The organism is Streptomyces sp. NPDC093586, from assembly GCF_044764905.1.
GTDB lineage: Bacteria > Actinomycetota > Actinomycetes > Streptomycetales > Streptomycetaceae > Streptomyces.
Window position 1 is genome coordinate 165,412 of record NZ_JBIWJA010000009.1, and the last position, 12,184, is coordinate 177,595.

Genomic DNA, 12,184 nt, shown 5'->3' on the forward strand with positions numbered 1-12,184 from the left:
ACGGCGTCGAGGACCTTCCGGAGCGGCTCCCGGACCTCCACGGACGCCACGGACGCGCCGCCCCGGCCGTGAGGCCCGGCACCGCGTCCCCCGCGGGGACCGTCGTCGTCCCGCCCCTCAGCGATGGGGGTGCGGCGGTCCCCGCGCAGACTTCCCGGCGGACTCAGTCCTCGCGGCCGGAGCCGCGGCGGCCGAAGAGACCCGGGTTGGTGCGGGCGGCCTGCACGACGTTGACCCCGACGATGCCCGCCCAGGCGGTCAGCAGCCCGGGGAGGTGGGCGATGCCGCCGCCGATCGCGGAGAGCGGGACGGCGAGGACCAGCGAGACGATGCCGAAGCCGAAGCGCTCGCCGAAGGAGTCGGTGGACCGCGGCGAGCGGCTGTCCCGGGCCGTCGTCATCTGCTGCTCGGCGAGCTGCCGGCGCACCCGGCGCTCGACCACGTCGTCGATGCGCTGGTCGACCTTCTCCAGGAACGAGTCGACCAGCGCGGACTCGTACTCCTCACCGAGTTCCCTGCGGGTCTGCAGAGTGGCGTCGAGTTCCTTCTTCAGGTCGGTGTCCTGCCCGTCCATTCCCGTCATGGAAGCCACGGTAGGCAGCCGGGAACGCCCCGGCACGGGGGTTAGCCCCCGTCTTCGCCGGGGGCGTCCGGTACCGGGCACCGCCGCGCTCACCCGGACCGCGCCGTCCGGAAGCCGCGCCGAGCCCGGTGCAGCCGTGACCTCACCGTGCCGCGGGATATGCCGAGGATCCGGCTCACCGACCGCTCGTCCAGGCCCTCCAGCCCGCGCAGGACCAGAACGGCACGGTGCTCGGCGGACATCCGCCCCAGTACGTCCCGGACGTCCGCCGCCGGCTCGGGACCGCCGGGCCGGGGCGCGTCGTCGAGTCCGCACACCGGTGTCTCCCGCTGCGCCCGGCGAGCCACCCGCACCGCCTCCCGGACGGTGATCGTGCGCACCCGCGCGTACAGGGCGCGGCTGTCCCGGAGCCGGGGCAGGCCCTGGAAGACCGCGTTCAGCGCCTCCTGCGCGGCGTCGGAGCTGTGGTCCGGTGCGATGGGACGGCACAGCGCGGCCACGTACGGGGCGAGCGGTTCCAGCAGGGCGTCGAGGGCCAGTACGTCACCGGTCCGGGCCGCGTCCACCAGGTCCGCCGCCGCGGACCACGGGTCCTCCGGTCCGTCCCGCTCCGGGGCGGGCGCCTCGCGCGGGGCACTCACGGGAGAGGGGGAGGGAAAGCGGCCCGGCACTCCCGCCGGCCGCCCACCGGTTCACCGACGCGCCCGACCGGCCGCGCGTCGTGCGTCCGGCCGTTCGAGGACGACGCCCACGCCGCTGTATAACTGTATGCAGAATCCCGGGCGCGTGAATAGGTCGAGGGGGAGCACGTCATGAGCGGGACCGACAGTCCGGCCGCGCGGCTGCAGGCGCTCTTCGAGGGACACCGGCTGACGCCGACCCAGCGGCGCATCGCGCACAGCATGGTGCGGCGCGCCTCCGACGTGCCCTTCCTGTCCAGCGTGGAGCTGGCCGAGCTGGCCGGGGTCAGCCAGCCGTCCGTGACCCGCTTCGCCGTCGCCCTCGGCTTCGACGGCTATCCGGCGCTGCGTCGGCACCTGCGCGAGATCGCCCCCGCCGAAGCGGCGGCGGACACGGGCTTCGCCAACGAGTACCAGCAGGCCGTGGAGGCCGAGATCGAGAACCTGCGGCACCTGGCGGAGGCGCTGGCCGACCCCGGTCCGGTGCGGGAGGCGGGCCGGGTCCTGGCGGGCAGCCGGCCGCTCCCGGTCCTCGGGCTGCGCGCGGCGGCTTCCCAGGCGTACGGCTTCGCCTACTTCGCCGCCAAGGTCCACCCCGACGTGCGGCTCCTCGACGAGGGCGGCACGATGATCCACGACCGCATCGACGCCGCCGTCCGGGCCGGCGCGAACGCCCTGCTCTGCTTCGCCCTGCCCCGGCATCCGCGGGAGGTCGTCGACACGCTCGCCCACGCCAAGGAGGCGGGGCTCACGGTGGTGACCGTCGCCGACTCCGCCTTCGCGCCGGTCGCCAAGGTGTCCGACCTGCTGCTGCCCGCCGCCGTCGGCACGGGCCTCGTCTTCGACACGGCCTGCGCGCCGATGCTGCTGGGCCGGGTGCTGCTGGAGGCGATGTGCGACGACCTGCCGGACGCCCAGGCCCGGCTGGAGGAGTTCGACGCCAGGGCGGCGGCCCGGGGCCTGTTCGTGGATTGAGCGGGGGACGCGCGTGAACGGCTCACGGCTCACGGCTCACGGCGCATCGGGCTCCGGCGGAAAGCTGTCACGGCTTTCCGATGTCCACCACCCGCACCCCCGTGCCGTCATAGGCCTCAGGCGTCGCGGTCAGGACCTGCCCCCAACCGTGTCGGAGGCAGCGGCGTAGGCCGTGTGCCCGAATGGCCGGTCCAACCCGGCGGGCACCAGCTGTTCGACCGCAGCAGTGCCTGCGGACACGCAGGGGCTCGAGGTCGGCCTCCGACACGGCCCGCCCCTCTCCGCTCAACCGGCGTCGAACCGGCCGACGCACACGTCTTGAACGTAGTCAGCGCTTGTCAACCGCGGGGGACACGGTGGAAAACCGCGGGGATCAACTGCCCACGCGGGTTCCTCTCCGCCAGACCTCGCTGACCAGCGGCACGCCGGGTCGGTAGGCCAGGTGGACGTGGCTCGGGGCGTCGAGGAGGGTCAGGTCGGCATACGCGCCCGGGGCGATACGGCCGACGTCGTCGCGGCGCAGGGCCGCCGCACCGCCCGCGGTGGCCGACCAGACCGCCTCGTCCGGCGTCATCCCCATGTCCCGCACCGCGAGCGCGATGCAGAAGGGGACGGAGGACGTGAAGGACGAGCCGGGGTTGCAGTCGGTGGAGAGCGCGACCGTGACGCCGGCGTCGATGAGGCGGCGGGCGTCCGGCCACTCGGCGCGGGTGGAGAACTCGGCGCCGGGCAGCAGCGTGGCGACGGTGTCGCTGTGCGCGAGGGCGTCCACGTCGGCGTCGGTGAGGTGGGTGCAGTGGTCGGCGCTGGCGGCGTCGAGTTCCACGGCCAGCTGGACGCCGGGTCCGTAGGAGAGCTGGTTGGCGTGGATGCGCGGCAGCAGGCCCTTGGCCTTGCCCGCGGTGAGGATCGCGCGGGCCTGGTCGCCGTCGAAGGCGCCCTTCTCGCAGAACACGTCGACCCAGCGGGCGTACGGGGCGCAGGCGTCGAGCATCTCGCCGGTGACCAGGGCGACGTAGGCGGCCGGGTCGTCGGCGAGTTCGGGGGCGACGACGTGGGCGCCGAGGAAGGTGACCTCGTCGGTGTGGCGGGCGGCGATGCGCAGGGCGCGGGACTCGTCGGCGGTGGTCAGGCCGTAGCCGGACTTGGTCTCGAAGGTCGTGGTGCCCTGGCGCAGGGCCTCCGCGAGGTAGCGGGTGAGCCCCGCCTCCAGTTCCTCGTCGCTCGCGGCGCGGGTGGCGGCGACGGTGGTGCGGATGCCGCCGGCGCTGTAGGGGCGGCCGGACATGCGGGCGTTGAACTCCTCGGTGCGGTCGCCCGCGAAGAGGAGGTGGGAGTGGGAGTCGACGAAGCCGGGCAGGACCGCCCGGCCGCCGGCGTCGACGTGATTGTCGGTGGCGGGTGCTTTGCTTGATTCACCGGTCCACGCGACGCGGTCGCCGTCGATGACGACGGCCGCGTCCCGGACCAGTCCGAGGGGGGAGCCGTCGCCGAGGGAGGGGTCGTTGGTGACCAGTGTGGCGATGTTGGTGATGACGGTGCTGCTGCTCATGGTGTCCGTGACGTCCTCGTGGGGGCGGGGTCGGGTGGTCATGCGCGCAGGGCTTCGACGGCCCGCGCGAGGGCCTGCGGCACATCGGGGACGAGGGTGTGCGCCCCGTCGCGTACGACGTGCCGCCCGCCCACGATCGTGTGCCGTACGTCCGCTGCCGTCGCCGCGAATACGGCCGTCTCGGCGCCGAGCCTGGGCAGCGGCCCCGCTGTCCTGACCGAGTCCAGGGCGATCGTCGTGAGGTCGGCACGGGCACCGGCCTCGATGCGGCCGGCGTCGTCCCAGCCGAGGGCGGTGTGGCCGTCGGCGGTGGCGGCGCGCAGCAGGGCGGCGGCGGTCCAGTGGCCGCGGGTACGGGTGCGCAGCCGCTCGTTCAGCTCCAGCGCGCGTGCTTCTTCGAACAGGTCGACGACGGCGTGGCTGTCGGAGCCGAGGCAGAGGGGGGAGCCCGCCCGCTGGAGGGCGGGTGCGGGTCCGATGCCGTCGGCGAGGTCGCGTTCGGTGGTCGGGCACATGCAGGTGCCGGTGCGGCTGCCGCCGAGCAGGGCGATGTCCTCGTCGGTGAGGTGGGTGCTGTGGACGCCGGTGGTGCGGGGTCCGAGCACGCCGTGGTCGGCGAGGAGGCGGGCCGGGGTGCGTCCGTGGACCTGGCGGCAGGCGTCGTTCTCGGCGGTCTGCTCGGACAGGTGCACGTGGAGCGGGGCCCGCCGTTCCTCGGCCCAGCGCGCCACGGTCGCCAACTGGCCCGCGGGCACGGCCCGTACGGAGTGGATCGCGGCCCCGATCCGTGCGTGATCCCGTTCCTTGAGAACTGAACAGCGTTCCGCCCAGGAGTCCGCGGTCCCGTCGGAGAAGCGGAGCTGGTGGGTGTTCGGGGGCTCGCCGAAGCCGGCGGAGAGGTAGCAGGTGTCGAGGAGGGTGATGCGGACGCCGGCGTCGGCGGCGGCCTCGATCAGGGCCTCGCCCATCGCGTTGGGGTCGGCGTAGGGGGTGCCGCCGGGGGCGTGGTGGACGTAGTGGAACTCACCGACGGTGGTGATGCCGGCCAGGGCCATCTCGGCGTACACGGCGCGGGCGAGGTCGTGGTACGTCTCGGGGGTCAGCCGGTCGGCGACGGAGTACATGACCTCACGCCAGGTCCAGAAGGTTCCGCTGCCGACCTGGACGGTGCCGCGCAGGGCGCGGTGGAAGGCGTGGCTGTGGGCGTTGGCCAGCCCCGGCAGGGTCAGGCCGCGCAGGATCTCGGCGCCGGGGGGCGGGGCGGGGGTGTCCGTGCGGACGGCGGTGATGCGGCCGTCCGTCACGTCCACGGTGACGCCCGGCTCGACGTGGGTGCCGAGCCAGGCGTGTTCCAGCCAGTACGTCCGTGGGGTGGGGGTCACGTGCGGGCCAGCCCTTCCAGTACGTCGGCGAGTGCGTTCACCCCGGCCACGCAGTCGTCCTCGGCGGCGGATTCGGCCGGGGAGTGCGAGACGCCGGTGGGGTTGCGTACGAACAGCATGGCGGTCGGGACGCGTCCGGAGAGGATTCCGGCGTCGTGTCCGGCGCCGGTGCCGAGGACGGGGACCGTCAGCTCGGTGTCGCTGCCCAGGAGGCGGGCGATCTCGTCGCGCAGGGCGTGGTCGAACTCCACGACGGGCGTGAAGGACTCGCGGACGACGTCGAGGTCGACGCCGTGGGCGGTGGCGTACGCGCGGGCGGCCTGCTCGATGCCGGTGACCACGGTGTCCAGGCTCGCCTGGTCGGCGGCGCGGGAGTCGAGCCAGCCGCGGACGAGGGAGGGGATGGCGTTGACGCCGTTCGGCTCGACGGCGATCTTGCCGAAGGTGGCGACGGCACCGGCGAGTTCGGCCTCGCGGCGGGCGGCGAGGACGGTCTCGGCGTAGCTCAGCATGGGGTCGCGCCGGTCGGCGAGCCGGGTGGTGCCGGCGTGGTTGGCCTCGCCGCGGAAGTCGAACCGCCAGCGTCCGTGCGGCCAGATGGCGCTGGCGACGCCGATCGGGTCGCCGGACAGGTCGAGGGCGCGGCCCTGCTCGACGTGGAGTTCGACGAAGGCGCCGATACGGCCGAGCCGTTCGGGGTCGGGGCCGATGGCGTCCGGGTCGTGTCCGGCGGCCTCCATGGCCCGCGGCAGGGTGATGCCGTCGGCGTCGGTCAGACGGTGGGCCTGCTCGACGGTGAGCGCCCCTGCGGTGAGCCGGGAGCCGACGCAGGCGAGACCGAAGCGGGCGCCCTCCTCGTCGCCGAAGTTGACGATGCCCAGCGGCCGGGTGAGCCGCGCTCCCCTGCGGCGCAGTTCGTCCAGGGCCGCGAAGGCGGAGACCACCCCGAGGGGGCCGTCGAAGGCGCCGCCGTCGGGGACGGAGTCCAGGTGGGAGCCGGTGACGACGGCGTTCCCCGCGGCGGGGTCGCCGAGCCAGGCCCACTGGTTGCCGTTGCGGTCGGTCTCGTAGGTCAGCCCGCGTGCCTCGGCCTGCTGCCGGAACCAGGCCCGGCAGTCGGCGTCGGCGCCGGTCCAGGCGAAGCGGCGGTAGCCGCCGGAGGCGGAGCTGCGGCCGACCGGCAGCAGCTCCGCCCACATGCTGTGGAAGCTCACGCGTCGCCACCCTCGCGCGCCTCGTCGCCTTCGCGCATCGGCACCCGCACGCCCCGCTCCGCGGCGACCGACTCCGCGATGTCGTACCCGGCGTCGACGTGCCGGATGACGCCCATGCCGGGGTCGTTGGTGAGGACCCGGCGGATCTTCTCGCCGGCCAGGGCGGTGCCGTCGGCGACCGTGACCTGCCCGGCGTGGATCGAGCGGCCCATGCCGACGCCGCCGCCGTGGTGGAGGGAGACCCAGGAGGCACCGGAGGCCACGTTGACCATGGCGTTGAGAAGCGGCCAGTCGGCGATGGCGTCGGAGCCGTCGAGCATGGCCTCGGTCTCGCGGTAGGGGGAGGCGACGGAGCCGCAGTCGAGGTGGTCGCGGCCGATCACGATGGGCGCGGCCAGCTCGCCGGAGGCGACCATGTCGTTGAAGCGTTCGCCCGCCTTGTCGCGCTCGCCGTAGCCGAGCCAGCAGATGCGGGCGGGCAGGCCCTGGAAGTGGACGCGTTCGCCGGCCATCTTGATCCAGCGGGCCAGCGACTCGTTCTCGGGGAAGAGGTCGAGGATCGCCTTGTCGGTCTTGGCGATGTCGGCGGGGTCGCCGGACAGGGCGGCCCAGCGGAAGGGGCCCTTGCCCTCGCAGAACAGGGGGCGGATGTAGGCGGGGACGAAGCCGGGGAAGGCGAAGGCCCGGTCGTATCCGGCGAGCTGGGCCTCGCCGCGGATGGAGTTGCCGTAGTCGAAGACCTCGGCGCCGGCGTCCTGGAAGCCGACCATGGCCTCGACGTGCCGGGCCATGGACTCGCGGGCGCGGGTGGTGAAGCCGGCCGGGTCCTTGGCGGCGGCGACGGCCATGTCCTCGAAGGCGATGCCGGCGGGGAGGTAGGCCAGCGGGTCGTGGGCCGAGGTCTGGTCGGTGACGATGTCGACGGGGGCGCCCATGGCGAGGAGCTGCGGGACCAGTTCGGCGGCGTTGCCGAGGACGCCGATGGACAGGGGCCTGCGCTGGTCGCGGGCCTCGGTGGCGAGCTGGAGGGCGTGGTCGAGGGAGTCGGCCCTCACGTCGAGGTAGCGGTGCTCGATGCGGCGGTCGATGGCGCGGGGGTCGCAGTCGATGCAGATCGCGACGCCGTCGTTCATGGTGACGGCGAGGGGCTGGGCGCCGCCCATGCCACCGAGGCCGGCGGTGAGGGTGATGGTCCCGGCGAGGGTGCCGCCGAACTTCTTCGCGGCGACGGCGGCGAAGGTCTCGTAGGTGCCCTGGAGGATGCCCTGGGTGCCGATGTAGATCCAGGAGCCGGCCGTCATCTGCCCGTACATGGTCAGGCCGAGGGCCTCCAGGCGGCGGAACTCCTCCCAGTTGGCCCAGTCGCCGACGAGGTTGGAGTTGGCGATGAGGACGCGCGGGGCCCATTCGTGGGTCTGCATGACGCCGACGGGGCGGCCGGACTGGACGAGCATCGTCTCGTCCTGCTTGAGGGTCTTCAGGGTGCGGACCATGGCGTCGAAGGAGCGCCAGTCGCGGGCGGCCTTGCCGGTGCCGCCGTAGACGACGAGCTTGTCGGGGTGCTCGGCGACCTCGGGGTCGAGGTTGTTCTGCAGCATCCGCAGGGCGGCCTCCTGCTGCCAGCCCAGGGCGCTCGGCGTCGTGCCGCGTGGCGCTCGGACAGGACGGGGTCCGGACATGGTCTGCCTCCTGGTGGGTCGGTCCCGGCGGATGATTACTGCAGATATTCATATCCTCGCTTCGTGAATAGACCTAGTCAATACGTCCGTGTCCCGGCGCGGGAGCGTCGCGGGTGTTTGGCTGGACGTCCGGTCAGGCAGGGCAGGCGAGGGGACGGAGGATCGCGTGAGCGACAGCGCAGGCACGAACGGTGATCTGAACGGCGCCGACGCGGAGCGGGCCGCGCGGCGGGACGCGGCGGTGCGGGCGGCCGTGGAGCAGGGGCTGCTCGGGCCCGACGCCCCGATCGTCGGGCTGCTGGACGTCACCGGCATCCGGGAGTCGGCGGCGGCACTGCGGGCGGCGTTCGAGGCGGTGACGGCGCCGGGGACGTCCGTGCTGCACGCCTTCGCGGTGAAGGCGTCTCCGCTGGTCCCGGTGGTGCGACTGCTGCACGAGGAGGGCATCGGCGCGGAGGTGGCGAGCCCGGGCGAGCTGGCCCTGGCGCGGGCCGCGGGGGTGCCCGCGGAGCGGACGGTGCTGGACTCGCCCGCCAAGACGCCGGGCGAACTGCGCGAGGCGCTGGCGCTGGGGGTCGCGGTCAACGCGGACAACCCTCAGGAGCTGGAGCGCCTCGACGCCCTGATGGCCGCGGGAGCCAGCCGGTCCCCGCTCGGCATGCGGGTGAACCCGCAGGTCGGAGGGGGTTCCATCGAGGCGCTGTCGACGGCCACGGCGACCTCGAAGTTCGGCGTGGCGCTGCGCGACGAGGGAGCGCGCGAGTGGGTGGTACGGGCGTATCTGGACCGGCCGTGGCTGACCCGGCTGCACGCGCACACCGGCTCCCAGGGCATCCCGCTCGCGCTGATGGCCCAGGGGGTGGCCGAGACGTACGCGCTGGCCGAGGAGATCAACGAGCGGGCCGGGCGCCGGCAGGTGGACACGCTCGACATCGGCGGCGGGCTGCCGGTGAACTTCGCCTCCGACGAGACGGCACCGACGTACGCCGCGTACGCGCGCGTGCTGCGCGAGGCGGTGCCGGGGCTGTTCGACGGGCGGTACGGGCTGGTCACCGAGTTCGGACGGTCGCTGCTGGCCAAGCAGGGCACGGTCGTGGCCCGCGTGGAGTACGCCAAGAGCGCCGGGGGCCGGCCGGTCGCGGTGACGCACGCGGGCGTGCAGGTGGCGACGCGGACGGTGTACGCGCCGGGGGCGTGGCCGCTGCGGATCGCCGCGTACGACGGCAAGGGGCTGCCGAAACAGGGGCCGGACGTGGTGCAGGACGTGGCGGGGCCGGCGTGCTTCGCGGGGGACCTGCTGGCGTCGGGGCGTGCGCTGCCGTTGCTGGAGCAGGGGGACTACGCGGCGGCGCTGGACACGGGGGCGTACTACTTCGCGCACCACTACGCGTACAACTCGCTGGCGCGGCCGGCGGTGTACGGGTTCGCCGGGGGCGGGGACGGGGGTGTCGCCTTCCGCGTGGTGCGCAGGGCGCAGGCGGTCGAGGAGATCGTGGCCGAGGCGGGTGGGGAGTACGTGGACGCGTTGACCGGGGGTCTTCGCCGTGGGGGTGCGGGCGGTTCGTAGGGTGCGGCGTCCGCCGTGACCGGTCGCGCCCGCGCGGCGGAGCCGCACCGTGCCCCAGGGGGCGCGCAGCTCCCCGCCCCCTGGTCAGACCAGGGCCGCCGTCTTTCGCCTCGCCCCGCCGGGTGCCGCGTCGCCCGCCGCGATGCCCGTGCTGCGGTAGGCCTTGACGACCTTGCCCGCCGGGCGGCCGGCCCCACGGTCGAGCCAGTCCACGCGGACCCACAGCAGGGCGTCCCCGGCCTGTTCGCGGCGGCCGATCCAGGCGGACTTCAGCCACAGGCCCACGCCGCAGCCGGCCATCAGCAGTCCGGCCGCCGCGGGGACGGCGAAGGCGCTGCCCAGCGCGGCGAGGAAGGCGAGCAGCAGCCACCAGCGGTGCCCCCGGCGCCAGTTGCGTACGGTCACCGAGCGGTCCTGGAGCACGTCGTACTTGCTCGCGCGGGCGGCCGAGCCGGCCAGGGCGGTGTACCTCTTGCGGCGCACGGACGCCACCACGGCCGTCGCCACGATGAACAGCGCCGCGCCGGCCAGGACGCCGATGCGGCGCCCGGTCAGCCCCGGCACCAGCACACCGGTGCCCGCCGCGAGTACGCCCAGCCACCACAGTGGCGCCGCCCCCGCCCGTACGACGACGGCGACCCGAGCCAGTCCCTGTCCTCCGCGCGCCACGTTCCGGCCTCCCGTCCCAGTCCTGTCCGCTGTGCGATGCGTCCGAAGGGTGTGTTCAGGCGCCGTACTGTAACGGGGGAAGCTGAGACGAACCTGAGAATCTGCCCGCCGCCCGGGGCATGGTTCGCACCATCGTCAGCCGCGGCCAACCGGTTGTGCGAGCAACCGATCCGCCCCCGGCGTCCGGTGGCCGCCCGGTGTCCGTGCGGACGTCCAGCGCCGACGGGACGCCGGGCGCGAGCCCGGCGCGGCGGACCGTGGGGCGGCCTGTGACCCGTCACTCCTCGACGGTCAGCCCTTTGCGCAGGCGTACCAGCGTCCGTGACAGCAGCCGGGACACGTGCATCTGGGAGATGCCGAGCTCCTCGCCGATCTCCGACTGGGTCATGCCCGCCACGAAGCGCAGGGACAGGATCTTCCGGTCCCGGGGCGGCAGTTCGGCGATCAGCGGCTTGAGCGACTCGACGTACTCGATGCCCTCGAGCCCGTGGTCCTCGTAACCGATGCGGTCGGCGAGCGCGCCTTCCGTGTCGTCATCCTCCGGCTGGGCGTCCAGGGAGGAGGCGGTGTAGGCGTTGGAGGCGGCCATGCCCTCGACGACCTCGTCGTCGGACAGACCGAGGTGCTCGGCCAGTTCGGACACCGTCGGGGCGCGGTCGAGGCGCTGGGCCAGCTCGTCACCGGCCTTGGCCAGGTCGAGCCGCAGCTCCTGCAGCCGGCGCGGGACGCGCACGGACCACGAGGTGTCACGGAAGAAGCGCTTGATCTCGCCGATGATGGTCGGCATCGCGAACGTGGGGAACTCGACACCGCGCGACATCTCGAAGCGGTCGATCGCCTTGATCAGGCCGATGGTGCCGACCTGGACGATGTCCTCCATCGGCTCGCTGCGGGAGCGGAAGCGGGAGGCGGCGAACCTGACCAGTGCGAGGTTGAGCTCGACGAGCGTGTTGCGCACGTAGGCGAACTCGTGCGTGCCCTCCTCCAGCGACTCCAGCCGCGCGAAGAGGGTCTTGGACAGGGCCCGGGCGTCTGCCGGGGTCACCTCGTCGTGGGCGGGGATGTCCGGGAGTCCGGCGAGTGCGCCGTCGTGGCCGACGGCGGCGTCGTGATGCTCGATGGGATCCAGATGTTCCGGAGGGAGTGTCGACGTCGCTTCTCGGGTACGCGATCCGTCGAGCCGGGGTGACATGATGTCCTCCATCGTTCTCGGCATACGGCTGCCGAAGCCAGTTGCGTGCACTGTGCGGTGTGCGGCGCCTCCAAAGCCGGCCGTGTCGGGTACGTGTTCCTCTAGCCCTACCGGGTTTACCGAGCCCACCGCAAGTGTGTTCTGTGCGTGTATGTCCGTTTGTGTGCGGTTGTTCGGGTGTCGGAGTGTCGCGAGAAGGCGTAGTGTTCGAGGGCGTCAGCAGGCAGTCACGACGTCGGGAGAGAGAGACGGCATGGACCGCGGGACGGTCGGCAGCACACAGTCGGGCCGGCTTCTGGTCGAGGTGCGCGAAGAGGGCCCCAGTGCCGTCGTGACCCCGGCGGGTGAGCTGGATCACCACACCGCCGAGCTGTTGAGCGAGCCGCTGGAGGAATGCCTCGCCAAGGGGTTCAACCGGCTCGTCGTCGACTGTTCGCGCCTGGAGTTCTGCGACTCCACGGGACTCAACGTCCTGCTCGGCGCGCGGTTGAAGGCGGAGGCCGCGGGGGGCGGCGTCCATCTCGTGGCCATGCGGCCGGTGGTGGCTCGCGTGTTCGAGATCACGGGGGCCGAAGCGGTCTTCACCCTCCATGACACGCTTGAGGCGGCCCTGTCGGACGAGTCCGGCTGAGCCGTCGCCCCGGGCGCGGTGGCGGGTCTCGTGCGGCCTCTGGTGCCGGCGTTCTCACCC

Annotated in this window: 11 protein-coding genes; 3 read left to right on the forward strand and 8 right to left on the reverse strand. The window is 73.5% G+C overall.

Annotated elements, in window-relative coordinates; all coding sequences use genetic code 11:
- Positions 1-163: 163 nt before the first annotated feature.
- Both ACIRFH_RS12910 and ACIRFH_RS12915 read right to left on the reverse strand, forming a co-directional pair.
- Positions 164-574 (reverse strand): hypothetical protein, encoded by a 411-nt coding sequence (locus ACIRFH_RS12910; protein ID WP_403519847.1) that lies wholly within the window; start codon positions 572-574, stop codon positions 164-166.
- Positions 575-672: 98 nt separating this feature from the next.
- Positions 673-1,224, reverse strand: a complete 552-nt coding sequence (locus ACIRFH_RS12915) for an RNA polymerase sigma factor (protein WP_403519762.1) — start codon at positions 1,222-1,224, stop codon at positions 673-675.
- A 171-nt stretch (positions 1,225-1,395) separates the two neighbouring features.
- Between ACIRFH_RS12915 and ACIRFH_RS12920 the strand changes: the two genes are divergently transcribed.
- Complete coding sequence (locus tag ACIRFH_RS12920; protein WP_403519764.1) at positions 1,396-2,238, forward strand: MurR/RpiR family transcriptional regulator; 843 nt, start codon at positions 1,396-1,398, stop codon at positions 2,236-2,238.
- Between the two features lie 373 nt (positions 2,239-2,611).
- Here ACIRFH_RS12920 and hutI read toward each other — a convergent pair whose 3' ends face one another.
- The 4 genes from hutI to hutU are packed head-to-tail and all read right to left on the reverse strand — an operon-like array spanning position 2,612 to position 8,065.
- Positions 2,612-3,790, reverse strand: coding sequence for an imidazolonepropionase (hutI, locus tag ACIRFH_RS12925; protein ID WP_403519849.1), 1,179 nt, complete (start codon positions 3,788-3,790; stop codon positions 2,612-2,614).
- Positions 3,791-3,828: 38 nt separating this feature from the next.
- Complete coding sequence (locus ACIRFH_RS12930) at positions 3,829-5,172, reverse strand: formimidoylglutamate deiminase (protein ID WP_403519766.1); 1,344 nt, start codon at positions 5,170-5,172, stop codon at positions 3,829-3,831.
- Positions 5,169-6,386 carry an allantoate amidohydrolase gene (locus ACIRFH_RS12935; protein ID WP_403519768.1) on the reverse strand — a complete coding sequence of 406 codons (1,218 nt, stop codon included), beginning with the start codon at positions 6,384-6,386 and terminating at the stop codon, positions 5,169-5,171. The genes ACIRFH_RS12930 and ACIRFH_RS12935 overlap by 4 nt, the downstream gene beginning before the upstream one ends.
- Positions 6,383-8,065 carry a urocanate hydratase gene (hutU, locus tag ACIRFH_RS12940; protein ID WP_403519770.1) on the reverse strand — a complete coding sequence of 561 codons (1,683 nt, stop codon included), beginning with the start codon at positions 8,063-8,065 and terminating at the stop codon, positions 6,383-6,385. Before hutU ends, ACIRFH_RS12935 begins: the two co-directional genes overlap by 4 nt.
- Positions 8,066-8,231: 166 nt before the next feature.
- On the opposite strand from hutU, the gene ACIRFH_RS12945 reads away from it, so the two are divergent.
- Positions 8,232-9,632 (forward strand): diaminopimelate decarboxylase, encoded by a 1,401-nt coding sequence (locus ACIRFH_RS12945; RefSeq protein ID WP_403519772.1) that lies wholly within the window; start codon positions 8,232-8,234, stop codon positions 9,630-9,632.
- A gap of 84 nt (positions 9,633-9,716) precedes the next feature.
- On the opposite strand, the gene ACIRFH_RS12950 is transcribed toward ACIRFH_RS12945, so the two are convergent.
- Together ACIRFH_RS12950 and ACIRFH_RS12955 are read right to left on the reverse strand one after the other, a co-directional pair.
- On the reverse strand, positions 9,717-10,301 hold the full coding sequence (locus ACIRFH_RS12950) for a hypothetical protein (RefSeq protein ID WP_403519774.1): 585 nt from the start codon (positions 10,299-10,301) through the stop codon (positions 9,717-9,719).
- A 277-nt stretch (positions 10,302-10,578) separates the two neighbouring features.
- Positions 10,579-11,505: an RNA polymerase sigma factor SigF gene (locus tag ACIRFH_RS12955; RefSeq protein WP_403519776.1), complete on the reverse strand. Its 927-nt coding sequence runs from the start codon at positions 11,503-11,505 to the stop codon at positions 10,579-10,581.
- A gap of 241 nt (positions 11,506-11,746) precedes the next feature.
- On the opposite strand from ACIRFH_RS12955, the gene ACIRFH_RS12960 reads away from it, so the two are divergent.
- A complete protein-coding gene (locus ACIRFH_RS12960) occupies positions 11,747-12,124 on the forward strand; it encodes an STAS domain-containing protein (RefSeq protein WP_403519778.1) in 378 nt (125 codons plus the stop codon).
- Positions 12,125-12,184 lie beyond the last annotated feature (60 nt).